We start from the raw sequence: 25484 nt of genomic DNA, 5'->3' as shown, positions 1-25484 counted from the left end.
CTCACATCCTGAACAGCCCGAAGCGGGGCTCCGGGAGCGGGGTACGGGAGACGACGTCGAGCGCGAGGCCCAGCACGGTGCGGGTGTCGGCGGGGTCGATGACACCGTCATCCCAGAGCCGCGCGGTCGCGTAGTACGGGCTGCCCTGGCTCTCGTAGCGCTCGCGGATCGGGGCCGCGAACGCCTCCTCCTCCTGCGGCGCCCACTCCTCGCCCCTGGCCTCGAGCTGGTCGCGCCGCACGGTCGAGAGCACGGAGGCGGCCTGCCGGCCACCCATCACCGAGATCCGCGCACCCGGCCACATCCACAGGAACCGCGGCGAGTAGGCGCGCCCGCACATCGAGTAGTTGCCGGCGCCGAACGAGCCACCGACCACCACCGTGAGCTTCGGCACCCGGGTCGTCGCGACAGCGGTCACCATCTTCGCGCCGTCCTTCGCGATGCCGCCGGCCTCCGCATCGGTACCGACCATGAACCCCGAGACGTTCTGCAGGAACAGCAACGGGATGCCCCGCTGGTCGCACAGCTCGATGAAGTGCGCGCCCTTGAGCGCGCTGGCACTGAACAGCACACCGTTGTTCGCCACGATGCCCACCGGGTGGCCGTGGATGTGCGCGAACCCGGTCACGAGCGTGGTGCCGTACTCGGGCTTGAACTCGACCAGCTCGCTGCCGTCCACGATCCGCGCGATGACCTCGCGCGCGTCGTACGGCTGGTTGACGTCGACGGGGACAGCGCCGTACAGGTCGGCGGGATCGACCGCGGGATCCCGTGCCTCGCGCACGTGCCAGGCCGGCTCGGCCGGCGGCGGCAGCGTGCTCACCATGTCACGCAGCATCGCGAGCGCGTGCTCGTCGGAGTCGGCGAGATGGTCGACGACGCCGCTCACCCGGGCGTGCACGTCACCCCCGCCGAGCTCCTCCGCGCTGACCACCTCTCCGATCGCCGCCTTCACCAGCGGCGGCCCGCCCAGGAAGATCGTGCCCTGCCCGGCCACGATCACCGACTCGTCGGCCATCGCCGGTACGTAGGCGCCACCGGCGGTGCACGATCCGAGCACCGCCGCGAGCTGCGGGATCCCGGCCGCGCTCATCTGCGCCTGGTTGAAGAAGATCCGCCCGAAGTGCTGTGCGTCGGGGAACACCTCGTCCTGCATCTCGAGGTTCGCGCCGCCGGAGTCCACCAGGTACAGGCACGGCAGCCTGTTCTCCGCGGCGATCTGCTGGGCGCGCAGGTGCTTCTTGACGGTCAGCGGGTAGTAGGCGCCGCCCTTGACCGTGGCGTCGTTGCAGACGATCAGCACCTCGCGGCCGCACACGCGCCCGATGCCGGCCACCACGCCGGCGGCCGGGCACTCGCCGTCGTACATGTCCTCGGCGGCCAGCGGGGCGATCTCCAGGAACGGGCTGCCCTCGTCGAGAAGCGCATCCACGCGCTCCCGGGGCAGCAGCTTGCCGCGCGCGAGGTGCCGCTCGCGCGAGCGCTCAGGCCCACCCAGGGCGGCCCGCGCCAACCGTTCTCGTAGCTCCGCCACGAGGGCACGCTGACTCTCGTCGTTGGTCCTGTACGTCTCGCTCGCCGGATCGACGGCGGTGCTGAGCGTGGTCCTCGTCGTCATCGACGCTCCTTCGCGCGGGGGTCTCCCGCTGCGGCAAGGATGTCATGACGGCACCCTGCCGTGGTGCGTCAGCGGCTCAGAAGATCCCGCACGCCGAGCCCCAGGCCGTGTAGTGCCCCAGGCCGACGTGGCGCCACACGTAGGAGGAGTAGCCGTCGTAGGAAGGCGAGTACACCGTCAGGCTGCGGCGGGTGCCCGAGCTGTAGCTCGACGTCGAGCTCGAGGCCAACGTGCTGCCGGTGGGGCAGCCGCTCGCACCGGTCGAGATGTCGTACAGCCGCAGGTAGGCGCTGACCGTGCCGGAGCCGTTGTACTGCCAGCTGGTGGCGACGTAGCTGCCCGAGCGAGAGATGCAGATCGTGCCGGGACCCGAGGTGCCGTTGCAGTCGCTGCCCACGGCCACGTTGGTGCGCATGCCCCCATCGAAGGCCAGCTCGGACGTGAGCGTCGTCGTGCTCGTGGGGCAGACCTCCTCACGCTCGACGACGGGGACCACGAGGTCCTCTGGCGCCCCGGCCTCGACATTGGCCCGCGGGTCGACGACCTCGCGCACCGTGACGTCGACCAACACGCAGCCATCAGCGGCAGAAACCGCTGCCCAGTCGGTAGCCTCGATCTCGTCGGCGGCATCGTCGGCCAACGCGTACCACGCGTCGTCGGAGAGCTCGTCGGTGGCGATGGTGTCTGCGGCGGCCGGCACCATCGCCGCCCCCAGCAGAGCAAGCGCGACGATCCCGGCTGCGGCGCGCCGCGTGTTCGACTGGACCATTCGACATTGATACACCACGGTGGGTACACCCTTCTGCGTGACGTGACCTACGTCACATGTAATCAGGTGGAGGGACCGGACATCTACACAGGTGAGGCGGGACGGGACGACGGATGAAGGCCGGCCGGGAGCGGTTCGAGGCGCTGTACTGGCGCCACCACCGCGATCTGGCCGCCTTCATCCGTCGGAGGGTCCCCCTCGACGCGGTGGAGGACGTGCTGGCGGAGACGTTCGTCGTCGCGTGGCGAAGGTTGCGGGACATTCCAGGGGAAGAGCGAGCGTGGTTGTTCGGGGTAGCACGCAACGTCATCCGGAACGCCTATCGAGCGGAGGCACGACAGCGTGCGCTCCACGTTCGCGTCGCGGAGGAGGCGACCGATCGCGTCGACTCGTTCGACGATGCGATCGCCACTCGCGCTGAGCTCGCCCACGCGTGGAACCAGCTGTCCGAGACCGAGCAGGAGGTGATAGCACTCGTGGCGTGGGACGACCTGAGCAACGCTGAGGCCGCGCAGGTCCTGGGTGTGACCACCTCGGCCTACGCGGTCCGACTGTTCCGCGCCAGGCGGCGGTTGCTCCACCTGCTCGAGCGCAGTGCGGGGGGTGCTCGATGAGGAGGCCGTTGCTCGATGCGGTCCGTGGTCTGGACCCTGCTGCCGGCGCACCGGAGATCGACGGCGAGGCGATGCTCGCCCGCATCAGGGCGAGCGCACAGGGTGCTCGGAAGGATGACGTCGCCCACCTGGTCCCGCGGCGCCCGTCGCGTCCGGTGCGCCGGCTGGCGGTCGGTGCTGCCGCGCTGTCGGCGGTCCTTGTGCTCGCTCTCGTGCTGACGCTCACCCAGGGCGGCGGTCAGGCCTACGCGACCTGGGTGGCTCAGCCGACTCTCGTGCCGGCCGAGACAGCCGGGGCCATCTGCCCCGAGGAGGCGGGCGGTCCGCCCCCCATCCCGGTCGAGCCCGTGCTCGCCGAGCGGCGTGGTGAGTACACGTTCGTGGTGCTGGTCGGCGACAACGTGTTCATGGAGTGCCTCATCAGCACCGCCGGCGAGGAGCTCTTCGTAGTGACTCAGGCTGCCGAGTCCGGTGTCGAGGGTGCGCTCGACCTCGGCGAGGCGCCGGCGCTGGTCGTCGTGCCGGGCGTGCCCTGGGACCCCGACCCCGGCGAGGGCCCGGTCACCACCGTGATGGGCGTCGCGAGCGAGGAGGTCACCGGTGTGCGCGTGACCACCACCGACGGGGTGAGCGCCGACGCCGCCGTCGCCGACGGCTGGTGGTCGGTCTGGTTCCCGGGCGAGGTCGAGATCGACGACGATCTCCTGCTGACCACGCCCGACGGCGAGAGCACGGTCAGTCTCGAGGGTCTCCTCGCTCCTGGGCTCGGCTACGGCTAAGGGCGTGCCTGCCGAGGTGTTCTAGGATGGTGTGTGGACTCCGAGGCCGATCTGCCTCGGCGCTCCCGGCTCGATCTGGCCGGGCGTCCCCGGCCGCAGCGGCCGGTCACGTCGCCCTGCCCGACTGGCCCCTGGAGCATCTCTCTTGTCTCTTCGCCGCGTCGGCACCCTCGGTGCCGCTCTCGCCCTCCTGCTGACCGCCTGCTCGGCCGGCACCGCTGACCCCCGTCCCACCGAGACTCCTGGTGCCACCGACCCCGCCGAGCCGCCCGGTGCCGCCTACCCCGTCACGGTGGACAACTGCGGCACCGAGGTGACGTTCGAGTCTGCCCCGCAGCGGATCGTCACCGTCAAGTCCTCCACCACCGAGCTGGTGCTGGCGCTCGGTGCCGGCGACCGCCTGATCGGCACCGCGTTCCTCGACGGCCCGTTCCCGGCCGACCTCGCCGAGGCCGGCGAAGAGGTGCCGGTCCTCGCAGAGAACGCTCCGTCGTCGGAGATCGTGCTCGGCGCGGAACCCGACCTGGTCTTCGCGGGCTGGGAGTCCAGCTTCGCACCCGACGCGATCGGCGACCGCGCAGAGCTGGCCGAGCTCGGCGTCGCGACCTACGTGGCACCGGCCGCCTGCCAGGGTGAGGGCTATCGGCCAGACCCGCTCACCTTCGACGCGGTGTTCAGCCACATCCTCGAGGCCGGCGACATCCTCGGTGAGCCCGAGGCCGCGGCCGCCCTCGTCACCCAGCAGCAGGAGGCGCTCGACGCGGTGACCCCGTCGGAGGACGGGCTGACCACGGTCTGGTACTCGTCCGGCTCCGACACCCCGTTCGTGGGGGCCGGCATCGGCGCGCCGCAGATGATCATGGAGGCGGCCGGGCTCACCAACATCGCGGCAGGGATCGACTCCTCGTGGGCGTCGATGGGATGGGAGAGCATCGCGGCCGCCGAACCCGATGTGATCGTCCTGGTCAACTCCCTGTGGAACAGCGCCGAGCACAAGATCGAGCTGCTCGAGGGCAACCCGGTGACCGCCGCGCTGCCGGCCGTGCAGCAGGGCCGCTACCTGGTGATCGACTTCGCCGCCACGGAGGCCGGGATCCGCAACGTCGAGGCGGTCGCGACCCTGACCGAGCAGCTGAGCGAGCTGGGATGACCGCTCGCCTGGAGGTCGCGAGGACGACGGCGCAGCCCGCCGCGCGTCGTCGTCCCCAGGTGCCGTGGCTCGGCATCGGGCTCGTGGTGCTCGTGCTCTCGATCCTGGTGGCGATCGTCATCGGCCCGGCCTCGGTGACCGGACCCGCGCCGATCACGCCCCTCGACGTGCTCGGCTCGGCGTGGCACCACGTCACGGCGTGGCTCGCCGAGCGCGGGCTTCCGGTCACGGTCGCTGAGAACCCGCTCTCGCTGGTGCGCGACGGGATCATCTGGCAGGGTCGCGCCCCGCGCGCCGTCACCGCGGTGCTGGTGGGCGCCGGTCTCGCGCTGTGCGGCGTGGTGCTCCAGGGCGCGACCCGCAATCCGCTCGCCGACCCCTACCTGCTGGGGATCTCCTCGGGCGCCGCGCTCGGCGCGGTCGCGGTGCTGATCCTCGGCGTGGCGGTGCCGCTGCCCGTGGCCGCGTTCGTGGGCGCGGTGCTGGCGCTGCTCGCCACGCTCGCCCTGGCCGGCATCGGGGGGCGGCTCACCGCGACGCGTGCGGTCCTGGCGGGGGTGGCGGTCGGGCAGGCTGCGGCCGCCGGGGTCTCGTTCATCATCTTCTCGACGGCGCAGGGCGACTCCTACCGCGACATCCTGGGCTGGCTGATGGGAACCTTCGGCGCTGCGAGCTGGAGCTCGGTGCTGATCGCGCTGGTCGCTCTCGTGGTGATCGGTGGCGTGCTGCTCGGGTTCGGGCGCACCCTCGATGCGTTCGCGTTCGGTGACACCGCCGCGACCGCGCTCGGCGTGAACGTGCCACGCACCCGGTGGCTGCTGCTGGTGCTGAGCGCGCTGCTGACCGGCGCGATGGTGAGCGTGAGCGGCTCGATCGGCTTCGTCGGTCTCACGGTGCCGCACGTGGTGCGGCTGCTGCTCGGCCCGACGCGCTCGGGGAACACGGCTGTCGCGCGCACCAGCGCCGCGGTAGGCGGCATCTTCCTGCTGTGGGCGGACACGGTGGCACGCACGGTGTTCACCCCGCTCGAGGTCCCGGTCGGCGTGCTGACCGCGCTGCTCGGTGCGCCCGTGTTCGCCTTCCTGCTGCTGCGCAGCCGCCGGCGGGGTGACGGATGACCGAGACCACGATGACCGCCGTCGACCTGACCGCCCAGGGGCTCGGCTACCGGGTCGAGGGCATCGACCTGCTCCGAGGCGCCTCGTTGCACCTACGTGCCGGCACCGTGACCGGGCTGCTCGGGCCCAACGGTTCGGGCAAGTCGACCATGCTGCGCGTGGTCGTGGGCGCGCTGCCGGCGAGCGCGGGCACGCTCGCCGTGACCGAGGACGGGATGTCGCTCGATCTCGCCGGCATGCGCCGGCGGGACCGGGCGAGGCGGATCGCGCTCGTGGAGCAGGATGCGCACGCCGAGGTGCCGCTGCTGGTCCGCGACGTGGTGGCACTGGGCCGGATCCCGCACGAGCGCCGCTTCGCGAGTGCCGTCGACGACGACCCGGTGGCGGCCGACGCCATCGAGCGTGCCGGCGTGACCGAGCTCGCCGACCGCTCCTTCGACACCCTCTCCGGCGGTGAACGCCAGCGGGTGCAGCTCGCCCGGGCGCTCGCGCAGCAACCGCGGGTGCTGCTGCTCGACGAGCCCACGAACCACCTGGACCTGGCCGCCCAGCTCGACATGGTGCGGCTGCTCCGCGAGGTCGCCGACACGGGTGTGGCGGTGCTCGTGGCCCTGCACGACCTCGCCCAGGCGGCGCAGACCTGCGACGAGGTCGTGGTGCTCCGTTCCGGCGAGGTGGCCGCGGTGGGCGACCCGGCCGACGTGCTCTCCCCCGCCCTGCTCGCCGACGTCTGGCGCGTGCGCGGCGAGTGGGTCACCGGGTCGCACGGCCGCGCCCTGGTGGTCAGCCCCTTGGCGTGAGCGTTCGCGGCGCTTGCTCGTGTGCTGCAGTCCCGCGAGACGACGGTCGAACGCGTGCTCGCCGCCCTCAGCGATCGGCGCCGCGTCAGCGGGCGGAAGGTGCTCCAGAGCATGCTCACCGAAGTCCGCGACGGCATCTGCTCGGTGCTGGGGCAGGTCGACCGAACAGGACGTGCGCTACCCGCGGTACTCCTTGGTCGCCGAGCTCGAGGGTCTCGCGTTTCACAGCTCGCTACAGGCTAGCGACGACGACGACGCCCGCGACCTTGCCGAGCTCGCCACCACGGCGGCCCACCGCCCGCGTCACATATGGGCTCGTGTTCACACGCTCGTGCCGGACGGCCTCGTGGATCGCCGACCTCCTGCACCACCGCGGCTGGACCGGAGCCCTCCAGCACTGCCTGACTGCCCTGCTCGACGCGCCGGGTGGTGCACTGTGCGCTGTCGTGTTCTCCACACGTACGACGCACGTGCGCAGAACACGCTAGAGCGTCTCTCGAACCATCCGCTGGAGGTGGGCGTGGTTCTCGGCCATGCCGGGTTTGCCGATGCGCGGGTCGTCCGACTCGCCGCGGCTGATCACGTCGGCGAGGTAGCGACGGTCGGCGTCGAGGCGGGCGAGCGGATCGGTGGTCGGGTGGCCGTGCCCCGGCACGAGCAGCTGGGCACGCGCGACGTAGGGAGCGAGCGCGTCCAGGCCGGCCAGGTACGCGGGCAGGTCGTCGGGCCCGAACGGGAGCGGGAGCTCGATGTCGGAGAGCATGTCTCCGGCCAGCAGCACGCCACGGTCGGGGTACCAGAGCGCGGTGTGCCCAGGCGCGTGGCCGTCATGGACCACCAGCTCGACCTCGCCCCACGGCTCCGGCAACCGGCCGGCGTCGAGGGCCTCGACCCGAGCGAACAGCGCCAGCAGACCGTCCGGCCAGCCTTTCCCCATGTTCTCGAGCAGGCCTGCGCGCTCGCTGACGGCGAGCTCGGCGGTCCGCGGGGACGCCCAGCGCGGCGCATCGCCGAACCGCGGGTGCCACAGCAGGTGGTCGTGGTGCGCGTGCGTGCTGAACCCGGCGGCCACGGTCAGCCCGCGCGCGTGCAGCAGGTCGGCGAGCGCCACCAGCTCGCTCGGCACCCACGCCGGGTCCACGAGCAGCACCTCTCTCCCCCGCACCACGATGGTCGAGGTCGTCACGTCGATCGCGCTGGTCGTGACCAGGACACCCTCGGTGACCTCGACGGCGGTCACCGGCTCCCCTGCGTCGCCGTCAGCCAGGCCTGCCCTCGCGGCGAGACGCGGTAGCCCACGGGGAAGCTGATCGTCAGGCCGAGGTTCTTCAGCTTGCGGACGTCGAGCTTGAACGGGTCCCGCTCGCGCCCGACCATCGCCGCGAGATCGGGCGCGCGCCGCTCCGGGTGCGCTGCGATCAGCTCGAGCGTCTGCCGGGTCCACGGCCCGATCGCCGACGCCCGGTCCAACCGGTCCAACCGTGCTGTGATCATCTCGACGTCCGTGGGCGAGAGGTCGGCGGCCTGGGCCAGGTCGTCGCGCTCGTCCGGGCCGTCGTACAGGTGGAACTCGACGCGGTAGATCGGCAGCCCCGGCTCGCCCGGCAGCTCACGCAGCAGCGCCGCCGCGCTCGGGTAGCCGGCGCGGACCGCGTCGGCGCGCGTGATCGACCGCGCGGGCACCGTGTCGACGGCATCGACAGCCAGCCTTCCCACCACGGTCCGGTACAGCCGGCCCGGGAGCACCTGCGGCCGCTTCCACCGCCGGAACGTCAGGGTGATCTGCCCCGCCTCGACCGCAGCCTTGTCCCGCATCAGCATCCGCACGGGACCATCCTCTCGCGCGGACTGCTGCCCGGTCAGGCCACCAGCGGCCGCACGACGTCGAGCTCACCGTTCTCGATCAGCCACCGGACCGACTCGAGCACGGCGGCCTCGGGCTGGTATCGCGGCGCGTACCCCAGCAGGGTGCGGGCCTTGTCGATCGACATCACATGGTTGCGGTGCAGATGGTCCCAGCTCACCTCGGCGTGCTCGGGCGTGGTCAGCTCGGCGAACCGGTCCCAGCCCACGCCGGAGGCGGTCGCCTGCTGCCCGAACCATCCCGCGGCGATCGCGATGTAGCCGCGCACAGTCAGGGCGGTGGGCGCGACGACGCTCAGGTCCTCGCCCGCCACCGCGTCGCGCCGCTCGATCGCGCGCTCGAAGGCCTGGGCGACATCGTCGGCGTGCACGTGGTGCATCGCCTCGGTGCCGCTGCCCGGCACCTCGATCACCCCGCCCTGCGACAGCCGCGTCCACACGCCTGGGTCGAGGTTCCCGAGCGGGCCGATCGGGTGCCAGCCCGGACCCACGATGTGCCCCGGATGCAGCGAGGTGGTGACCAGACCGCCCGCGGCGGTCTCGTCCTTGAGCATCCGCGCGATGCGGTCCTTCTCGATGCCGTACTGACCGACCGGCGGCTCGGTCGAGTCGGAGCCCTCCGCGATCGGGAGCGTACGGCTCGGGCCATGCCGCCAGATCGAGCCGCAGTGGAGCAGGTGGTCGACCTTGCCGCGCAGCGCCTCGACAAGCGCCGTCGCGGAGGTCAGCGTGAAGCAGACCAGATCGACGACGACGTCGGGCTCGAGCGCGGTCACCACCTCGCCCCAGGTGCCCGCCGCGTCGTGCTGCGCCCGGTCCGCGACGACCTGGCGCACCTGGTCCCACTCCGGTGCCGGCAGATACGCAACGCGGGTCCCGCGACTGATGTTGATGACCTCGTGACCGGCCCGGACGAGGCGCGGGACGAGGAAGGTGCCGATGTGACCGCTCCCGCCGATGACGACGACTCTCATGGTGCTCCGATCTCGTGGCCGAGGGCGCGGCTGCCGTTCGGTCGGACGACCATCCTCGCCTATGGCTGCGACGACGGCTCGGCGCGCCGCCGCCATGCTCGCGGTGACAGCCCGCTGTCCCGGCGGAAGCGCCTCGAGAAGTAGAGCGGATCGGGGTAGCCCACCCGGGTGGCGACCTGGGCCGCCGTCAGGTCGGTGTGGTCCAGCAGCTCGCGGGCCGCGTCCATCCGCACCCGTTCGACGGCGGCCATCACCGACATCCCCGTCGCCGCCTTGAGCGTCCTGCCGAGCTGCGACGGCGAGATCCCGGCCACGGCCGCGAGCGAGTCCAGCGTGTGGGGCTCCGCGATGTGCGCGCCCACGTGCTCCAGCACCGCGAGCACCGCGGCGTCCGTCCGGCCGCTGCGAGAGCGCTCGGATCCCGCCCACAGCAGTGCCTCCTCGATCGCGTTGAGCGTGAGCGCGCGCGCCTGCGCGAGACCGGTCCGGTGGTGGGCGATCGCCCGCGTCATCGCCGCCTCGACCCGCTCCGCTATCACCGGGGACAGGTCGAGCCGACCGATCCCCGGCGCGCACGGCGCCCACTCGAGCAACGGGAGCCAGTCGGTGCGCGGCTGCAGGTGGGCCCACTGCACGTCCCAGCCGCCGGGGCTCGGTGCCGCGGCGTACTCCTGCGGCACGTGCGGCCGGTAGGCCACGATCGAACGGGCAGGCAGCTGGAGCCAGTCCAGCGAGGTCGCGGGCCGCAACCGTCCGCACCCTCCGACGGTGTGCAGGATGACCCATTCGGGGACCCCGCGGGGGCGCACGGTGTCGAAGCCGGGCCCGACTGCCATCCGACCGGGCAGCACACCGTCGATCACCGGACCCGCATCGTCGCGCCGCGCCACTGCCACGAGTCAGATTGTCCATGTTCGTGACGCGACCGTCCATAGCGTCGGACCGCCGCACACGCCAGGCTGGGCGCATGACAACCCTCGTCACAGCCCCCACCACCCGCCGCGAGCAGTACGAGCGCGACGGCGTCGTCCAGGTCGAAGCTCTGCTCGACGCGGCGGAGATCGCGACCATCCGTCAGGCGTACATGGAGCAGGTCGAGCGGGATCGCACCGCCGTCGGCGCGATCGGGGAGGTCGACGAGAACGACGTCCTCGCCCGCTACCCCCGCTTCATGCAGCCGCACCGTCGCCCCGACCTGGCGATCGGACAGCTCGCCCGGAGGTACCTCAGCGACCCGCGCATCGTCGGCACCCTCACCGACCTCGTCGGCCCTGTGTACGGCGCGCAGTCGATGTTCTACTTCAAGCCGCCGACCGCCCGCGGCCAGGCGATGCACCAGGACAACTACTTCCTGCGCGCCCATCCCGAGACCTGCGTGGCCGCGTGGATCGCGGTCGATGACTGCGACGCCGAGAACGGTGCCCTCTCCGTGGTGCCGGGATCTCACACGATGGAGGTCGTCTGCCCCGAGGAGGCCGACGCCGAGGAGTCCTTCACCAGCGGCCTCGTGCGGCCGCCCGAGGGCATGGAGGCCGTGCAGACCGAGATGACGGCCGGCGACGTGCTGTTCTTCCACGGCAGCATGGTCCACGGGTCCCTGCCGAACACCTCGGCCGACCGGTTCCGCCGCTCGCTGATCCTTCACTTCGTGCCGCAGGCCAGTGTCGAGATCTCGCGCTTCTACCTGCCGCTGGTCGACCCCGTCACGGGTGCCGACGTCACGATCGACGAGGCCACCGGCGGCGGTCCGTGCGGCGAGGTCTGGGAGGGCGGCGCGCACTGACCTCGAGCCGCCGGGTCACGTCCCGGTACGGAACATGTCCTCCTCGGGACTCCTGACGACGGCGCGAGCGCCCGGGCCGTCGTCGGGAACGATCCGCGCACCCGAGCCACGCACGACGGCGACCGGTCGCCCCGCGACCTTGCCCTTGACCAGGTCGGCGGCTGCGGCGATCTCGTCGGCGATCGCGACCGTGGTCACCTGGAGCTCGCGGCCGTGCGAGTCGCTCACCCCACGCAGGTCCGCGATCGGGTGAAGGCCTGCGACACCGATCGCGATGTCGGCGATGCCGCGGCGCCACGGCCGACCCACGGTGTCGGTGACGATCACACCCGGCCGCACGCCGAGGCGTACGTTCAGGCCACGACGGATCCGGCGTGCCGACTCGTCGGGGTCCTCCGGCAGCAGCAGCACCGTGCCCGCGGGGACGTTGCTCGCGTCGATTCCCGCCGCCGCGAGCACCAGCCCGTGGTGCGTCTCCACGATGCGCAGCACCGTGCCGTCCGGGTTCTCGCGCCGCGCCACCTCCCGGACCGACTCGGCGTCGATGAGCGACTCCCGGTCCTCGGCACGCACGAGCCGGCCCTCCGCCTTGGCGACGATCTTGCTGGCGATGACCACCACGTCCTCGCCCGTGATACCCGTCGACCCATCGGGCCACACCAGCCCCGCCAGCAGGGGTGTCAGGACGGCAGCGAGGTCGGTCCCCGACGTGATCTGAGGCAGCCCCTCGGGCGCCTGGGCGAGCAGCAATTCGAGCTCCTAGGTGGTGAGGGCGGGAAGCACGTCGCGGCCGAAGGTCTCGATCCACTCGCGCTGGTTGCGGCCGACGTTGTGCAGGTAGACGCGGTCGAAGCCGAGGTCGAGGTAGCGCTGGATGTCGGCGCGGTGCTTGTCGGTGTCGGCGGAGATCACCATGCGGCCCTCGAAGTCCTCGGGACGCACCATCTTGGCGATCTGAGCGAGCTCGAACGGGCTGCGGATGTCCGCCTTCGGGAACCGCATGCCGCCGTTCGGCCACTCCTGGATCGCGTTCGCCATCGCCTGCTCGTCGGTGGGCGCCCACGACAGGTGCAGCTGCAGCACCTTCGGCATCGTGGCGGCGTCCTTGCCAGCCTCGCGCGCGCCGGCGGCGAACCTCGCGAGCAGCGCGGCGAGCTTGTCGATCGGGGCGCCCATGGTGATGAGGCCGTCCGCGCTGCGACCAGCACGGCGCGCCGTCACCGGGCCCGCCGTGGCGACCAGGATCTCCGGCGCCTGCTCCGGCATCGTCCACAGCCGCGTCGACTCGAGCCTGTAGAAGTCGCCCGCGTGCTTGTGGTCCTTGCCCGCCAGGCTGCTGCTGAACAGCTTGTGGATGATGTCGACGGCCTCGAACATGCGATTGATGCGCTCGGGCGCCTCCGGCCAGTACGGCGCGACCACGTGCTCGTTGATCGCCTCGCCGGAGCCGACGCCGAGCCAGTGCCTGCCCGGGTACATCGTGGCGAGCGTCGCGCTCGCCTGGGCCACGACGGCCGGGTGGTACCGGAAGGTCGGTGCCGTCACACCGGTGCCGAGGTCGCCCGTGGTGCGCTCGCCCGCCGCGGTCAGCACGTTCCACACGAAGGCCGCCTGCCCCTGCTGCGGCAGCCACGGCTGGAAGTGATCGGCGGCCATCACGCCCGAGAACCCGTGCTGCTCGGCATGCACGCAGTAGTCGAGCACCTCACGCGGGTCGAACTGCGCGAGCATGGCCGCATACCCGATGGTCGCGGCGGCGCGCTCGGCCCTCCCGGTGTTCACCACGCCTCGATCCTTCCAGGCCCGTCGCCGGTCTCCCACCACCTGCGCCAGACTCTCACCGACGACAAGCTCGACAGCGAGGTACCCATGGAGTTCCAGGATGTGGTCCGGAAGCGCCGGATGCATCGCAGGTTCACCGGCGAGGCGGTCTCCGCCGCGGCGCTCGATCGGATCGTGCGCAACGCCGTGCGTGCACCCAGCGCCGGTTTCAGCCAGGGCTGGGCGTTCGTGGTGCTGGAGTCCGCGCACGACCGGGACCGGTTCTGGGCGGCCTCCACCCCGGTCTCCTCCGACCGCGACATGTCGGCATGGCTCGACGGGATGCGCACCGCCCCCGTGCTGATCCTCGCTCTCGCGTCCAGGGCCGCGTACCTGCGTCGTTACGCCGAGGACGACAAGGGGTTCCATGGCGACGACGAGGCGCGCTGGTCGGCGCCGTACTGGCACATCGACGTCGGGATGGCCGCCTTGCTCATGCTGCAGACCGCCGTCGACGAGGGCCTGGGCGCCTGTTTCTTCGGCGTGCCGCCCCAGCGCTGCGCGGCGGTCCGCACCGAGCTCGGGATCCCGAGCGAGCTGGAGATCACCGGCGTCGTCGCCGTCGGGCACCCCGCCGAGGGCGGGGCCGCCGGCTCGGCCGGTCGTCGCGAGCGCAGGCCGCTCGAGGAGGTCGTGCACCGCGGCGGGTGGTGAGAGAGCCTGAGCGTGGCCCGCCCAGGACGTCCGAGCCGGGGTTCTCGAGGTGCAGGACGACGGCCCCTAAACTCGGCGGGTGCATGTCACTCTCCTCGCCGGCGGGGTCGGCGGTGCGAGGCTCGCCCACGGCCTCGACCTCGCGTTGGCGCCAGGCTCGGCGACGACCGGGCTGCTGACCGTCGTCGTCAACGTCGGCGACGACGTCGAGCTCCATGGCCTGGCCGTCTCGCCCGATGTCGACACCGTCGTCTACACGCTCGCCGGGCGCGGCGACGAGGAGCGCGGCTGGGGTCTGCGCGACGAGACGTACGCGACTCTGACGGCCCTGCGCGAGCTCGGCGAGGACACCTGGTTCACGCTCGGTGATCGCGACCTCGCCACGCACATCGTGCGCACGGCACGGCTGCGCAGGGGCGAACCGCTGTCCGCAGTCACCGCCCATCTCGCCGAGGCGATGGGGGTGCGCGCCCGGGTGCTACCCGTGACCGATGACCGGCTCGCGACCCTGGTGGACACGCCGGCCGGCCGGCTCGGGTTCCAGGAGTACTTCGTGGAGCGGCAGCACACGGATACCGTTCTCGGTCTGCACCTCGACGGAGCCGAGGGCGCCCGCCCGGCCCCGGGCGTGCTCGACGCCCTGACGGCCGACCTGGTCGTGGTGGCACCCTCGAACCCGTTCCTGTCGATCGAGCCGCTGCTGGCCGTGGCAGGGGTCCGTGCGGCTCTCACCGCCGCTCCGGGGCTACGGGCGGCCGTCAGCCCGATCATCGGCGGGCGGGCGATCAAGGGCCCGGCGGCCGAGATCCTGGAGTCGCTGGGCCACGAGGTCTCGGCTCTGGGCGTGGCACGGCTCTACGCCGACCTGGTGGACGTCATGGTGATCGACGAGCGCGACGGCGACCTCGCCGACCAGGTGGCGGGCCTGGGCCTCAGGGTTCACGTCACCGACACGGTGATGGGTGGACCGGCCGGCCGCGAGCGGCTCGCACGCGAGCTGCTGACGCTGGTATGACCGGCGCGGAGCCCGGGCAGGACCGCGCGGTCGCCGTCGTCCCGCTCCGCGACGGCGTCTCGGGCAAGTCCCGACTGGCGGCCGTGCTCGATCCCGACTCGCGGCGGCAGCTGGTGCGCGTGCTCGCCCGGCATGTCGTGCGGACCCTGCTGACCACCGACGGGATCGAGCGGGTCCTCGTGGTCACGGCAGACCCGACGTTCGCCCGTGAGGCGCTGACCGGGCTGGATCGGCTGGGGCCGCGGATCGAGGTGATCGAGCAGCCGGCGGACCGCCCCGGCCTCAACCCGGCCCTGGAGCACGCGCGCGAGGTGCTCGCGGCCGCACCCGCGCGCCTCGACGTCCCCCCGCATCGAGTCCTGGTGGCCCACGCCGACCTGCCGGCCCTCACCGCGCAGGACGTGGCGGCGCTGCTGGCCCCGGGCGAGCAGGTCGTGGTCGCGACCGATCGCAACAGGTCAGGCACCAACCTCCTCCTGCTTCCCGGTGGCGCGGACGGCGCACGCTTCGCCTTCCGGTTCGGGACCGACTCGCTCGCCTCGCACCTCGACGAGGCACGACGGGTCGGGATGACGGCCGCCGTCGTCGACCGACCGGGCTCGGCCGTCGACCTCGACACCACGCAGGACTGGTCGCAGCTTCCCGAGGGCGTGCGTGCCGCTGTCCGCCAGCACGTCCGCCACCTCCCGTAGCTCCCGGGCGGGACCGGCGTCAGGCGTCCAGGACCTCACGCAGCAGCGGCTCGGCGGCGAGGTAGCCGTCGAGCAGCGTGCGTCCGAGGTCGGGCGACCGCACCAGGGGGTGCTCGGCGAACGCCCGCCAGGCGAGCTCACGAGACCCGGTCCTGGCGGCCTCGATCACGAGCCGTTCGCTGGCCTTCACCGAGGTCACCAGCCCGAGCTGCTCCAGCGTCAGCGGGGCGTGCGGGCCAGCAGGCCGAGCCCCGCTGTCGTCGACGTGAGCAGACACCTCGATGACGGCATCGTCGGGGAGCGCCGGGATCACGCCGTCGTTGGCGAGGTTGAGGATCATCCAGGCGGGCGTTCCCGTGAGCAGCGCCGCCATCAGGTCGACGGCGACCTCGTGGTAGCCGCCGCCCTCCCGCTGACCGCCGCTCAGGTCGGTGTGCTCGCGGGTGCGGGCGTCGGCCATATAGGTGTTCTCACGCTCGGCGAGCGTGGCCTTCCAGCGCTGCGCCGGGTCGCCCGAGGAGCCCGCGTCGAAGAAGGCAGCCTGCTGGGCGGCGAGGAACTCCGCACGGCCCGGGCCGGTCTGCTCGCGCGCGGCACCCTGCTCGTAGTAGTGCAGGTACTCCCCCGGCAGGCAGCGCACGGCCTGCAGCCACTCGACGTCGTAGAGCGCGGCCTCGTCGAGCCGCAGCAGCAGGTCGCGATCGGCCAGCAGGCTCGGCAGGTGGTCGGCGCCCTGGTGGTCCAGCGACCGGAGCCAGCCCAGGTGGTTGAGCCCGAGGTAATCACCGGTCACCTCGCGCTGCGGGAGCCGGAGCGCGCGGGCGGCACTGCGCAGCAGCCCGATCGGGGTGTCGCAGATCCCGATCACGCGATCGCCGAGGTGGGTGCGCATGGCCTCGGTGACCAAGCCCGCGGGGTTGGTGAAGGAGACCACCCACGCCTGCGGCGCGACCTCGGCCACGAGCCGAGCGACGCCGTCGACCACCGGCACGGTGCGCAACGCGTACGCGAGGCCACCGGGGCCGATCGTCTCCTGCCCGAGGAGCCCGAGATCGCGCGCCACCTGCTCGTCGCGTACGCGGCCCTGGGTGCCGCCCACGCGCATCGCGGAGAAGATGACATCAGCGCTCTCGACGGCGGTGCGCAGGTCGGTCTCGATCCGCACCCTGGGTGCGTCGGTCCGCCCGCCCAGCTGCGCCGCGGCGACGGCCGCGATGACCTGCAGGCGACCGAGGTCCAGGTCGTGGAGCACGATCTCGTCGATGTCGACCCGATCTCGGGAGCCCGCCACCGAGTCGATCACGAGCGGGACCCGGAAACCGCCACCACCAAGAATCGTCAGCTGCACACCGGCCACGCTACCCGTGAGCGGGGCGCGGCGAGATGGCAGACTCGGTCCATGGCCGAGGAACCCGAGCTCGATCTGCTGCTCGCGGGCACGGTGTTCTTCGACATCGTGTTCACGGGGTTGCCGCACGAGCCCCGACCCGGCCAGGAGGTGTGGACCGAGGGCATGGGCTCGTGCCCGGGTGGGATCGCGAACCTCGCCGTCGCGGCTTCCCGGCTGGGGTTGCGCACGGCGCTGGCCTCGGGGTTCGGGGACGACGTGTACGCCGAGTGGCTGTGGGGCGTGCTGCGGGACCAGGAGCGCGTGGACCTGCGCTACTCGCAGCGCCACCACGGCGAGCACACGCCCGTGACCGTGGCGCTCAGCTACGAGGACGACCGAGCCTTCGTCACGCACGGCCACGCCTGGCCCACCTCCGCCGGCGAGATGCTGGCCGAGCTGCCACGGACCCGCGCGGTCCTGGTGGACGTCGGTGACGAGGCGGTGCGGGCCGAGACGTGGTGGCGGCACGCGGCTGCCGCCGGCGCACTGGTGTTCGCGACCGCCGGCTGGGATCCCGACCAGCAGTGGGACGGTCGGATCCTCGACGAGATCCGCGGCTGCCACGCGTTCATCCCGAACGCGGTGGAGGCCATGGGGTACACCCGCACCTCGTCCGTGGACGAGGCGCTGGTCGCCCTGTCCGAGCGGGTGCCACTGGCGATCGTGACCCGCGGGCGCGACGGCGTGAGCGGCATCGACACGACCACGGGCGAGCGAGCGGACGTCCCGGCCGTGCCAGTGCCCGTGATCGACACGACCGGTGCGGGTGACGTGTTCGCCGCAGCGGTCGTGCTCGGGACCCTCCGGGGCTGGCCGCTCAAGAAGCGGCTCGCGTTCGCGGCGCTGTGCTCAGCGTTGGCGGTCACGCAGGTCGGTGGCTCGTTGGCCGCACCGGGATGGGGTGACGTCGCGGACTGGTGGCGCGAGCACAAGGACCCTGCCGACGGCGACGCCGCCGCTCGGGAGGTCGCCGACCGTTATGGGTTCCTCACCGACTGCCTCCGCGGTGTCGAGACGCCCAAGGTGCGTCGGGCAGAGGCCACGATCGCCAAGTTCTCGGACGCGGGGTGAGGGACGTGCTGGTCGACGACGTGCGGGAGGCACTGGCTGCTGCCCGGCCCGGTGCCGAGGTCGTCGAGAAGACGATGTTCGGCGGGGTGGCCTTCATGGTCGCGGGACGACTGGCCCTGTCCGCCGGGAGGTCCGGCGACCTGCTGGTGCGGGTGGCCGACGAGCGCTCGGCGAGCCTGCTGACGCGGTCCGGCGTGACGATCGGTGAGATGGCCGGCCGGTCGATGGGTCCGCACTGGCTGGTGGTCGATGCCGCCACGATCGCCGATCCCGACGAGCTGAACTTCTGGGTGGCCGAGGCGCTGAGGATGAGCGGGTGAACGCAGGTGGCGGTCTGGACGTGCTCGGCGTCGATCTCGGTCCGGGTGTCAGCGCCGGCTTCTCGAACCGGTCCGGGGGCAGCTCCCTCGGGCCGCACACCTCCTTGAACCTCGGGTATCACGTCGGAGACGACTGGGACCGTGCCTACGCGAACCGGCAGGTGCTGGGTGGCTGGCTGCGCGCACCGATCACGATGACGACCCAGGTGCACGGGGCTGATGTCGCCCACGTGGACCGGTACCGGCCGAACATGAAGCGCAAGGCGGATGCGCTGCTCAGCACGACACCCGGTGTGGGCATCGGCGTGATGGTGGCCGACTGCGTGCCGGTGCTGCTGGCCGATGCGCGGGCGGGCGTCGTGGCGACAGCACATGCGGGCCGTGGCGGTCTCGTGGGTGGCGTGGTGCCGAACGTGGTGGCGGCGATGGTGGCGCACGGCGCACGCGTGCCGTCGATCCGAGCAGCGATCGGCCCCAGCATCTGCGGTCGTTGCTACGAGGTGCCCGAACAGCTGCGAACCGAGGTCGAGACGGCTGTGCCGGGCACGGCGGGCGAGACGTCCTGGGGCACGCCGTCGATCGATATCGCAGCGGGCGTCCTCAGCCAGCTGAAGGCTGCAGGAGTGCAGCGGATCTCGCGGGTCGACGACTGCACGTACGAGGACGAGCGCTACTTCTCGTACCGGCGCGACGGTGTGACCGGACGGTTCGCGGGCGTCGTCGCCCTGATCGGGCCCGCCCCCTCCCATGCCTGAGCCGCTGCTGACCCGGGACGGCCGGCCGGCGGCGGAGCTGTGGCCGAGCTCCGGTCTCGTGCACCTCAACCATGGGTCGTACGGCCGGGTGCCGCTGGCGGCGAGCCGTCATCGGCTCGGCCTCGTGCAGGAGATGGAGGCGCGGACCGCAGGGTTCATGGCCCGAGCGCCCGAGCGGCTGGCGCAGGCGAGGTCGTTGGTGGCGCCGTTCCTGGGCGTCGAGGGCGACGATCTCGCGTTCGTGCCCAACGCCAGCGCGGGGGTGAGCACGGCGCTGCGATCGCTGCCGCTGCCGGCGGGCTCGGAGGTGGTGGTCACCGACCACGCCTACGGAGCCGTGCGCATGGGAGTGGATCGGGCCGCACGCGAGGCCGGCGCCCAGGTACGGGTGGCCACAGTCCCGCTCGAGGCGGACGCCGATGCTGCGGTCGAGGCGATCTGGTCGGTAGTGACCGACCGCACGACGATGATCGTGCTGGACCAGATCACCTCGGGAACCGCGCGACGACTACCGGTCGGGCCCATCTGCGCCCGCGCGCGCGGGCGCGGGATCGTCTCCGTGGTCGATGCCGCGCACGCGCCGCTGCTGCTCAGCGACCCCGTGCGCGAGGCGAACGCGGACGTGTGGGTGGGAAACCTCCACAAGTTCGGTGCCGCACCGCGGGGCACTGCCGCGCTGGTCCCGCACCCGGACATCGCGGATCGCCTGTGGCCGCTGATCGACTCCTGGGGCGCGCCGGACCCCTTCCCGCGCCGGTTCGACTGGCAGGGCAGCGACGACTACACGGCCTGGTTGGCCGCCCCGGTGTCGTTGCAGCACCTCGAGGACGAGCTGGGCTGGGAACACATCCGCGCGCACGCCGCGATGATGGCGGACCACGCTGTCGACGTCATCACGACCGCCCTGGCCGACCGCTTCGACGTCGACCCCACGGTCGAGGTGGGCATGCCCGTGGACCCGATCCGCCTGATCGCGCTGCCCGCGGGCCTGACCGAGGACCCGGCCACCCTGCGTGCACGCTTCCTCGCGGCGAACATCGAAGCCACCTTCACGAACCACGACGACCGCGCCTTCTGGCGGCTGTCACAGCACGCCTACAGCACGCCGGCCGACCTGGAGAGCGTGCTCCCGCGGGCTCTCGACCTGCTCACCGGCCCCGGCTGAGACCGACCGCGGCCCTGTCCCCTCACGAGCAGGGCCGCGGTTCGGTGGTTCGAGCGGGGCGCAGCTCGCCCTAGAAGAGGCTCTGGTTCGAGACCCGGCGCGCGAGCCAGTTCGCCAGCAGCAACATCCCGAGGGCGATCACGGACTTGAACAACCCGATCGCCGAGGCGTAGGAGTACTGCGGGATCGACGAGGCGAAGGCCACCCGGTAGGAGTAGGTGTCGATCACCTCCGACACCGACAGGTTGAGCGCGTTCTGCATCAGCAGGACCTTTTCGAACCCGACCGACAGCATCGACCCCATGTTGAGGATCAGCAACGTGATCATCACGGGCATGATGCCGGGGACATCGATGTGCCAGATGCGTCGGACGATGGAGGCTCCGTCGACCTTGGCGGCCTCGTGGAGCTCGGGGTCGATCCCGGCAAGGGCAGCGAGATAGATGATCGCCGAGTAGCCGAGGGTCTGCCAGGCACCGGACCACACGTAGGTGTGCCGGAACATGTCGACACCGAGGAAGTCGACCGCTTCACCGCCGAGCGCGACGATCGCCTGGTTGACGATGCCGCTGTCGGGCGAGAACAGCATGATGATGATGCCGACCACGACGACGGTCGAGATGAAGTGCGGTGCGTAGGTGATCAGCTGGACCGACTTGCGGAACCGGCTGCTGCGGACCGCGTTGAGCAGCAGCGCGAGAATGATCGGCAGCGGGAACAGCGCGATCAGCTCGTAGACGTTGAGGATCACGGAGTTCTTGATGACGGTCCAGAACTGGAACGACGTCACGAACTGCTCGAGGTACTTCAAGCCGGCCCAGGGGCTGCCCGTGATGCCGAGCGCGACGCTGAAGTCCTTGAACGCGATCTGCAGCCCCCACAGCGGCCCCCACAGGAACACGAGCGTGTAGATGGCCGGCGGTGCCAGCAGCACGTACAGCCGCCACGACTTCGCCAGCCGCCGCTTCAGCGACGGTCGCGGGTTGAGCGGGGGTGTGATCACTTTCTCGGTCGCCCCGGGAGCGGGACGCATGTCGACGGCGGTCATTTGAGCGATCCGATCAGCGCACCCTTGACGAAGTGCTTCTGGACGAAGGGATAGGCGATCATCGGAGGGATCATGGCCACCACGATCAGGGCGTACTTCAACTTGTCGAACAGCTCCTTGCGGCGCAGCAGCTCGGCGACGTTGCCGCCGATGTCTGCGGGGTTCACCTCGCTCTGGGTGAGGATCTCCCGCAGCACCAGCTGAAGGGGAAACAGGTCGGCGTTCGAGAGGTACAGCAGCGCGTTGAACCAGCTGTTCCACTGGGCGATGCCGTAGAAAAGCAGGTTCACCGCAATGATCGGCTTGCTCAGCGGCAGTGCGATCTTGAAGAAGAACGTGAAGTCGGTGGCGCCGTCGACCTGCGTGGCCTCAAGCATCTCCTTGGGCACGCTCATCCGGTAGAACGTCATCGTGATGATCATGTTGAAGACGTTCATCGCACCCGGCAGCAGCACGGCCCAGACGGAGTCCAGCAGCCCGAGCGAGTTGACGATCATGTACGTCGGGATGATGCCCGCGCTGAACAGGGTCGGGATGAGGAAGAAGAACATCACCCACCGCCGGAACGGCAGGTCGTCGCGGGACATGGCGTACCCGGCCAACAGTGTCAAGCCGGTCCCGATCGTGGCACCACCGACCGTGTAGAGCACCGAGTTGAGGAAGCCCCGGACCAGCTGCGGCGAGTCCAAGATGGCCTGGTAGGCGCCACCGTTGAACCCGACCGGCCAGAGCCGCACCTCCCCCGAGCTGAGCGCGTCCCCGCTGGAGACGGACGCGCTCAGCACGAAGATCAGCGGGTACAGCACCGACAGGGTGAACCCCACCAGGAGGATGTAGGTGGTCACCATGAACACGAGGTCGCCTCGTGTCAGTGCTTGCCGCCGTGATCGGCGTACGAGAGCTCTCACGCCGGTCGAGCGTCAAACGCCTGCTGGTGCAGGTCGATGTAGGCCGGTAGCCCGATCGCCTCGAACGCCGAGGTGTACTCCTCCCATGCGGCGTCGTCGTTGATGTCGCGCTCGGCCACGGCGAACTCGGCCATGCTCTGGCGGACGTAGCCCTCCAGCGTCGCAGCGATGTCGGCCCGCGTGGAGGCCTGCGAGGCGTCGAAGATCAGCGGCGGCAGCTGGAAGTCCTGCGGCGGCTGGAACTCCTCGTACGGCTCGGTCGCCTCGAACAGCGCACGCTCGAGGTCGGGGTTCGCCGGGTCGGAGTACTGGCCGAGACGGAAGTCGTTGGCGTTGTACAGCAGCGAGTATACGTCCCAGCTGGTCCCGGGCGGGGCCGGCCACTGCTTGCGCTTCCACACGGCCTGCTCGCCATTGATGCCGGGCTCGCCCTCGTCGGCGTAGGACCAGTTGTCCTCGTTGCCGTTCGTGCCGCGGATCGTGCCCTCGAGCTCGAGCATCGTGCTCGCCCACTGGACCAGCACCTCGGGGTTCTCACAGTTGCTCGTGATGACGAAGGGGCGGCTGCGGTCGGTCTGGAAGTTCCAGTTCGCGTACTGCACACCCTCCGGGCCGGCGAGCGGCGGCACCGAGACGTACTTCTTCCACAGCGCGTCCTCGGAGTCCTCGATGTCGGCGAAGAAGCCCCAGTAGTAGGACCGCACGAAGCCGAGCCGGCCCTGGTTGCCTGCGCGGAGCAGCTCGTCGGAGGTCATCGTGAACGCGTTGCGGGTCAGCGTGCCGTCGTCGAACAGCGTGCGCAGGTAGCGCAGCCCCTCGCGCCACTCGTCCTTGTTGGCGACGAAGTCGACCTTGCCGCCGTCCACGCGCAGCCAGCCACCGCCCTCACCCGTGGAGCCCGGGTTGTACAGGAACGAGTTCATGATGTAGTTGTCGATGAAGTCGTTGTCACCGCCACCCGAGAACGGGATCATCTCGCCGGTGCCCGAGGGGTCCTGCTCCTTGAAGAGGCGCAGCACCTCACGCAGCTCCTCGGTGGTCGTCGGCATGTCGGCGCCGACCTTCTCGAGGTACTCGCTGTTGATGAAGGCACGCGAGGGGCTGACCCGGCAGTGGTAGCAGTCGTTCGGCGCGCTCAGCTGGTACTTGTGACCGTCGAGCGCGGTGATCGAGGGGCCCCAGTCGGGGTAGTCCTCCATCAGCTGACGCATCTCGGGTGCGTAGGTCTCGATGAGGTCCTCGAGCGGCTGGAACACGCCCTGGCTGCCGTAAAGCGAGAGCTGGTCGTTGGTGAACGGGATGGCCAGGTAGGCGTCCGGCATGTCGCCGGAGGCGATCGAGGCGTTCACACGGGTGAGGTCGTCGTCGCTGTTGAGCACCACCTGGTACTCCACCTTCACCCCGGTCCGCTCCTCCATCCAGGCCGAGAACTCGTTCGTGTTCCAGTCGCCGATGGTGTCGCTGCTGAGCTTGACGCCGATCTTGAACGTCTTGGAGCCGTCGTGGAAGGGCTCCACGACGCGCGCGCGGGGCCCGACGTAGCCCTCGGGGTAGAGGATGTCGGCGACCTCCTCGCCCAGCTGCACCTGCTCCACGCCCTCGACACCGCTCGGGCTCGAGGGGTCCTGCGTGGTACCCCCGCCGTCCGAGCAGCTCGCGATCATCGTGGATGCCGCCAGTGATCCTGCCCCGAACGCGCCGTAGCGCAGCAGCGAACGGCGGTCGATCGTGCGCGGCGTCGCGCCCGTGTTCGTCGTCATCTCGTTTCCTCTCCTTTGAGCCGACTCATGTGGTCGTCACGTTCGTCAGCACCATGCCGACGACGTCAGTGATGGCGTTCTCCTCGGCCATCGAGCCGAAGACGCAGTCCTCGATACCAAGGTCCGTGATCGGACTGTGGGTGAAGCCGGCGACGTGCAGGGCGCGCTTGGCCTTGCCCACCCGCACGTTCGTGATCTGGATGTTGCGGACCACCGGGATCCGCGGGCCGTTCAACCCTTCACCACGGTGAAGGTTGAGGCTGAGGAACTCCTTCTTGAGCTCGCTCGCCTCGACGCCGTCGACGTAGACGTTGGTCACATACCCGCCGCGCGCGGCGTTCGACTTGATGTAGAGGCCGTAGTAGAGCTCCGGCGACCCGATCGTGCAGCGCCGCACGTAGACGTCGCTCACGCCCCCGGTCAGCTCGCTGCCGATCGTGAAGGCGCCATACCGAGTGGTCATCACGCAGTCCTCGATCACCACGTTGCGGGTGGGCACCCCGACCCGCTCACCGTCGTCCTCGCGGCCGGACTTGATGGCGATCGCGTCGTCTCCGACGTCGAACCGGCTCCGTCGGATCACCACGTCGGTGCAGCACTCCGGGTCGACGCCGTCGTTGTTCGGGCCGTAGGTGTCGATGTGCACGTCCTCGACCAGCACGTTGGTGCACAGCACCGGGTGGATCTCCCACATCGGCGACCGCAGCACGGTGACGCCCTGCACCCAGACGTTCCGGCACCGGTAGAACTCGATCATGCTGGGCCGGAAGTGCGAGCGGGGCGCCACGACGCGCTGCTCGACGGGCACCCCTCGGCGCACGTCCTCGACCAGCACCTGCCAGTCCTGCTCCTGGGTGCGGATCCCTTCTCGCCAGCCATACTCGGCGAGTCCGGACCAGGGCCACCAGTTCTCGTTGGACGCACCGCCGTCGAGCACTCCCTCGCCGGTCACGGCCACGTTCTCCGCATCGAGCGCGTAGATCAGGGGCGAGTAGCCCATGATCTCGACGCCCTGGAAGCGGGTCAGGACGGCGGGCAGGTAGCGCTCCGGCTCGGTGACGAAGCGGACCCTGGCGCCGGCGGCGACGTGAAGGTTGACCCCGCTGCGCAGCACGATCGGGCCGGTCAGGTACTCGCCGCGAGCCAGCACCACGCGGCCGCCGCCGGCCTCGTGCACGGCGCGGATCGCCGCGGCGATCGCCTCCGTGCAGTCCGACTGTCCGTCACCGACCGCGCCGAGCTCCTCGACGGCGACGTCGCGATCCGGGAAGACGGGGGCGTTGACGCGCCCGACGATGGCGTCGGCCCGGTGCCATCCCGGTCCTTCGTCTGCCCAGTCTTCGGCCTGCATGCCTGCCCTGCTCACATCGTCGTGGTCGAACCTCGCGAACTCTGAGCAAAGGTACTATGTCTCACG

The 25484-nt window shown here is 71.0% G+C and carries 26 protein-coding genes; 13 read left to right on the top strand and 13 right to left on the bottom strand.

Translation table 11 applies throughout. The features are described 5' to 3' along the window. Position 1: 1 nt before the first annotated feature. A complete protein-coding gene (locus tag GPA03_RS21030) occupies positions 2-1618 on the bottom strand; it encodes a carboxyl transferase domain-containing protein (RefSeq protein ID WP_156254023.1) in 1617 nt (538 codons plus the stop codon). A 76-nt stretch (positions 1619-1694) separates the two neighbouring features. Next, positions 1695-2387, bottom strand: a complete 693-nt coding sequence (locus tag GPA03_RS21025; RefSeq protein WP_156254022.1) for a hypothetical protein — start codon at positions 2385-2387, stop codon at positions 1695-1697. Between the two features lie 113 nt (positions 2388-2500). Here GPA03_RS21025 and GPA03_RS21020 point away from each other — a divergent pair, with 113 nt between their 5' ends. The 5 genes from GPA03_RS21020 (at position 2501) to GPA03_RS21000 (ending at position 6848) form a co-directional block, all read left to right on the top strand. Then, positions 2501-3001 (top strand): RNA polymerase sigma factor, encoded by a 501-nt coding sequence (locus tag GPA03_RS21020; protein WP_156254021.1) that lies wholly within the window; start codon positions 2501-2503, stop codon positions 2999-3001. After that, positions 2998-3780: a hypothetical protein gene (locus GPA03_RS21015; protein WP_156254020.1), complete on the top strand. Its 783-nt coding sequence runs from the start codon at positions 2998-3000 to the stop codon at positions 3778-3780. Before GPA03_RS21020 ends, GPA03_RS21015 begins: the two co-directional genes overlap by 4 nt. Before the next feature lie 145 nt (positions 3781-3925). Then, the gene (locus GPA03_RS21010; protein WP_156254019.1) at positions 3926-4930 is read left to right on the top strand and encodes a putative F420-0 ABC transporter substrate-binding protein; all 1005 of its coding nucleotides are present in this window, start codon (positions 3926-3928) and stop codon (positions 4928-4930) included. Continuing rightward, a complete protein-coding gene (locus GPA03_RS21005; RefSeq protein ID WP_156254018.1) occupies positions 4927-6048 on the top strand; it encodes an iron chelate uptake ABC transporter family permease subunit in 1122 nt (373 codons plus the stop codon). Before GPA03_RS21010 ends, GPA03_RS21005 begins: the two co-directional genes overlap by 4 nt. Beyond that, positions 6045-6848 carry an ABC transporter ATP-binding protein gene (locus GPA03_RS21000; RefSeq protein WP_241681431.1) on the top strand — a complete coding sequence of 268 codons (804 nt, stop codon included), beginning with the start codon at positions 6045-6047 and terminating at the stop codon, positions 6846-6848. Before GPA03_RS21005 ends, GPA03_RS21000 begins: the two co-directional genes overlap by 4 nt. 484 nt (positions 6849-7332) lie before the next feature. Here the strand turns inward: GPA03_RS21000 and GPA03_RS20995 are convergent, their stop codons facing one another. The 4 genes from GPA03_RS20995 to GPA03_RS20980 are packed head-to-tail and all read right to left on the bottom strand — an operon-like array spanning position 7333 to position 10581. Beyond that, complete coding sequence (locus tag GPA03_RS20995) at positions 7333-8088, bottom strand: MBL fold metallo-hydrolase (protein ID WP_156254017.1); 756 nt, start codon at positions 8086-8088, stop codon at positions 7333-7335. Continuing rightward, complete coding sequence (locus GPA03_RS20990; protein WP_156254084.1) at positions 8085-8669, bottom strand: ASCH domain-containing protein; 585 nt, start codon at positions 8667-8669, stop codon at positions 8085-8087. Before GPA03_RS20990 ends, GPA03_RS20995 begins: the two co-directional genes overlap by 4 nt. Positions 8670-8707: 38 nt before the next feature. Continuing rightward, positions 8708-9685: an NAD-dependent epimerase/dehydratase family protein gene (locus GPA03_RS20985; protein WP_156254016.1), complete on the bottom strand. Its 978-nt coding sequence runs from the start codon at positions 9683-9685 to the stop codon at positions 8708-8710. A 59-nt stretch (positions 9686-9744) separates the two neighbouring features. Next, positions 9745-10581 (bottom strand): helix-turn-helix domain-containing protein, encoded by an 837-nt coding sequence (locus GPA03_RS20980; protein WP_156254015.1) that lies wholly within the window; start codon positions 10579-10581, stop codon positions 9745-9747. Positions 10582-10652: 71 nt separating this feature from the next. On the opposite strand from GPA03_RS20980, the gene GPA03_RS20975 reads away from it, so the two are divergent. Further along, positions 10653-11468: a phytanoyl-CoA dioxygenase family protein gene (locus GPA03_RS20975; RefSeq protein WP_156254014.1), complete on the top strand. Its 816-nt coding sequence runs from the start codon at positions 10653-10655 to the stop codon at positions 11466-11468. Positions 11469-11483: 15 nt separating this feature from the next. Here the strand turns inward: GPA03_RS20975 and cofE are convergent, their stop codons facing one another. After that, entirely contained in the window at positions 11484-12218 is a 735-nt protein-coding gene (gene cofE / locus GPA03_RS20970) for a coenzyme F420-0:L-glutamate ligase (RefSeq protein WP_156254013.1), read from the bottom strand. Between the two features lie 9 nt (positions 12219-12227). Continuing rightward, positions 12228-13253 (bottom strand): TIGR03557 family F420-dependent LLM class oxidoreductase, encoded by a 1026-nt coding sequence (locus GPA03_RS20965; RefSeq protein ID WP_277755265.1) that lies wholly within the window; start codon positions 13251-13253, stop codon positions 12228-12230. Between the two features lie 84 nt (positions 13254-13337). Between GPA03_RS20965 and GPA03_RS20960 the strand changes: the two genes are divergently transcribed. The 3 genes from GPA03_RS20960 to cofC all read left to right on the top strand — a co-directional run bounded on the left by GPA03_RS20960 (position 13338) and on the right by cofC (position 15650). Next, positions 13338-13943 carry a nitroreductase family protein gene (locus GPA03_RS20960; RefSeq protein ID WP_156254012.1) on the top strand — a complete coding sequence of 202 codons (606 nt, stop codon included), beginning with the start codon at positions 13338-13340 and terminating at the stop codon, positions 13941-13943. A gap of 79 nt (positions 13944-14022) precedes the next feature. Beyond that, positions 14023-14958: a 2-phospho-L-lactate transferase gene (gene cofD / locus GPA03_RS20955; protein ID WP_156254011.1), complete on the top strand. Its 936-nt coding sequence runs from the start codon at positions 14023-14025 to the stop codon at positions 14956-14958. Further along, entirely contained in the window at positions 14955-15650 is a 696-nt protein-coding gene (gene cofC, locus GPA03_RS20950; protein ID WP_156254010.1) for a 2-phospho-L-lactate guanylyltransferase, read from the top strand. Before cofD ends, cofC begins: the two co-directional genes overlap by 4 nt. Positions 15651-15669: 19 nt before the next feature. Here cofC and GPA03_RS20945 read toward each other — a convergent pair whose 3' ends face one another. After that, on the bottom strand, positions 15670-16998 hold the full coding sequence (locus tag GPA03_RS20945) for a family 4 glycosyl hydrolase (RefSeq protein WP_156254009.1): 1329 nt from the start codon (positions 16996-16998) through the stop codon (positions 15670-15672). A 51-nt stretch (positions 16999-17049) separates the two neighbouring features. Between GPA03_RS20945 and GPA03_RS20940 the strand changes: the two genes are divergently transcribed. From GPA03_RS20940 to GPA03_RS20925, 4 genes are read left to right on the top strand one after another with little or no spacing between them, the layout of a single operon-like run. Beyond that, positions 17050-18111, top strand: a complete 1062-nt coding sequence (locus tag GPA03_RS20940; protein WP_156254008.1) for a carbohydrate kinase family protein — start codon at positions 17050-17052, stop codon at positions 18109-18111. Between the two features lie 5 nt (positions 18112-18116). After that, positions 18117-18431 carry a TfoX/Sxy family protein gene (locus GPA03_RS20935; RefSeq protein WP_206673677.1) on the top strand — a complete coding sequence of 105 codons (315 nt, stop codon included), beginning with the start codon at positions 18117-18119 and terminating at the stop codon, positions 18429-18431. Next, positions 18428-19186: a peptidoglycan editing factor PgeF gene (pgeF, locus tag GPA03_RS20930; RefSeq protein ID WP_206673676.1), complete on the top strand. Its 759-nt coding sequence runs from the start codon at positions 18428-18430 to the stop codon at positions 19184-19186. Before GPA03_RS20935 ends, pgeF begins: the two co-directional genes overlap by 4 nt. Next, positions 19179-20351, top strand: coding sequence for an aminotransferase class V-fold PLP-dependent enzyme (locus tag GPA03_RS20925; RefSeq protein WP_156254007.1), 1173 nt, complete (start codon positions 19179-19181; stop codon positions 20349-20351). The genes pgeF and GPA03_RS20925 overlap by 8 nt, the downstream gene beginning before the upstream one ends. A gap of 70 nt (positions 20352-20421) precedes the next feature. On the opposite strand, the gene GPA03_RS20920 is transcribed toward GPA03_RS20925, so the two are convergent. Genes GPA03_RS20920 through GPA03_RS20905 form a run of 4 tightly spaced genes read right to left on the bottom strand, consistent with a single transcriptional unit; the run spans position 20422 to position 25418 of the window. Next, positions 20422-21399 (bottom strand): ABC transporter permease, encoded by a 978-nt coding sequence (locus GPA03_RS20920; RefSeq protein ID WP_206673675.1) that lies wholly within the window; start codon positions 21397-21399, stop codon positions 20422-20424. Next, the gene (locus tag GPA03_RS20915) at positions 21396-22247 is read right to left on the bottom strand and encodes a carbohydrate ABC transporter permease (RefSeq protein ID WP_156254006.1); all 852 of its coding nucleotides are present in this window, start codon (positions 22245-22247) and stop codon (positions 21396-21398) included. Before GPA03_RS20915 ends, GPA03_RS20920 begins: the two co-directional genes overlap by 4 nt. Positions 22248-22303: 56 nt before the next feature. Continuing rightward, the gene (locus GPA03_RS20910) at positions 22304-24067 is read right to left on the bottom strand and encodes an extracellular solute-binding protein (protein ID WP_156254005.1); all 1764 of its coding nucleotides are present in this window, start codon (positions 24065-24067) and stop codon (positions 22304-22306) included. 25 nt (positions 24068-24092) lie between these two features. Continuing rightward, complete coding sequence (locus tag GPA03_RS20905; protein ID WP_156254004.1) at positions 24093-25418, bottom strand: glycoside hydrolase family 28 protein; 1326 nt, start codon at positions 25416-25418, stop codon at positions 24093-24095. Positions 25419-25484 lie beyond the last annotated feature (66 nt).

The organism is Pseudactinotalea terrae, from assembly GCF_009733845.1.
Classification (GTDB): domain Bacteria; phylum Actinomycetota; class Actinomycetes; order Actinomycetales; family Beutenbergiaceae; genus Pseudactinotalea; species Pseudactinotalea terrae.
The sequence above is the reverse complement of the archived record's forward strand: the minus strand, read 5'-3'. Positions and strand labels throughout refer to the sequence as shown.

Bases quoted from the DNA above. Each gene is read 5' to 3' on its own strand.
- GPA03_RS20985 (WP_156254016.1), bottom strand. From the start codon at position 9,685: ATGAGAGTCGTCGTCATCGGCGGGAGCGGTCACATCGGCACCTTCCTC.
- GPA03_RS21005 (WP_156254018.1), top strand. From the start codon at position 4,927: ATGACCGCTCGCCTGGAGGTCGCGAGGACGACGGCGCAGCCCGCCGCG.
- GPA03_RS20990 (WP_156254084.1), bottom strand. From the start codon at position 8,669: ATGCTGATGCGGGACAAGGCTGCGGTCGAGGCGGGGCAGATCACCCTG.
- GPA03_RS21000 (WP_241681431.1), top strand. From the start codon at position 6,045: ATGACCGAGACCACGATGACCGCCGTCGACCTGACCGCCCAGGGGCTC.
- GPA03_RS21020 (WP_156254021.1), top strand. From the start codon at position 2,501: ATGAAGGCCGGCCGGGAGCGGTTCGAGGCGCTGTACTGGCGCCACCAC.
- GPA03_RS21030 (WP_156254023.1), bottom strand. From the start codon at position 1,618: ATGACGACGAGGACCACGCTCAGCACCGCCGTCGATCCGGCGAGCGAG.
- GPA03_RS20960 (WP_156254012.1), top strand. From the start codon at position 13,338: ATGGAGTTCCAGGATGTGGTCCGGAAGCGCCGGATGCATCGCAGGTTC.
- GPA03_RS20915 (WP_156254006.1), bottom strand. From the start codon at position 22,247: ATGGTGACCACCTACATCCTCCTGGTGGGGTTCACCCTGTCGGTGCTG.
- GPA03_RS20940 (WP_156254008.1), top strand. From the start codon at position 17,050: ATGGCCGAGGAACCCGAGCTCGATCTGCTGCTCGCGGGCACGGTGTTC.
- GPA03_RS20920 (WP_206673675.1), bottom strand. From the start codon at position 21,399: ATGACCGCCGTCGACATGCGTCCCGCTCCCGGGGCGACCGAGAAAGTG.
- cofC (WP_156254010.1), top strand. From the start codon at position 14,955: ATGACCGGCGCGGAGCCCGGGCAGGACCGCGCGGTCGCCGTCGTCCCG.
- GPA03_RS20910 (WP_156254005.1), bottom strand. From the start codon at position 24,067: ATGACGACGAACACGGGCGCGACGCCGCGCACGATCGACCGCCGTTCG.
- GPA03_RS20905 (WP_156254004.1), bottom strand. From the start codon at position 25,418: ATGCAGGCCGAAGACTGGGCAGACGAAGGACCGGGATGGCACCGGGCC.
- GPA03_RS21025 (WP_156254022.1), bottom strand. From the start codon at position 2,387: ATGGTCCAGTCGAACACGCGGCGCGCCGCAGCCGGGATCGTCGCGCTT.
- GPA03_RS20925 (WP_156254007.1), top strand. From the start codon at position 19,179: ATGCCTGAGCCGCTGCTGACCCGGGACGGCCGGCCGGCGGCGGAGCTG.
- GPA03_RS20975 (WP_156254014.1), top strand. From the start codon at position 10,653: ATGACAACCCTCGTCACAGCCCCCACCACCCGCCGCGAGCAGTACGAG.
- GPA03_RS21015 (WP_156254020.1), top strand. From the start codon at position 2,998: ATGAGGAGGCCGTTGCTCGATGCGGTCCGTGGTCTGGACCCTGCTGCC.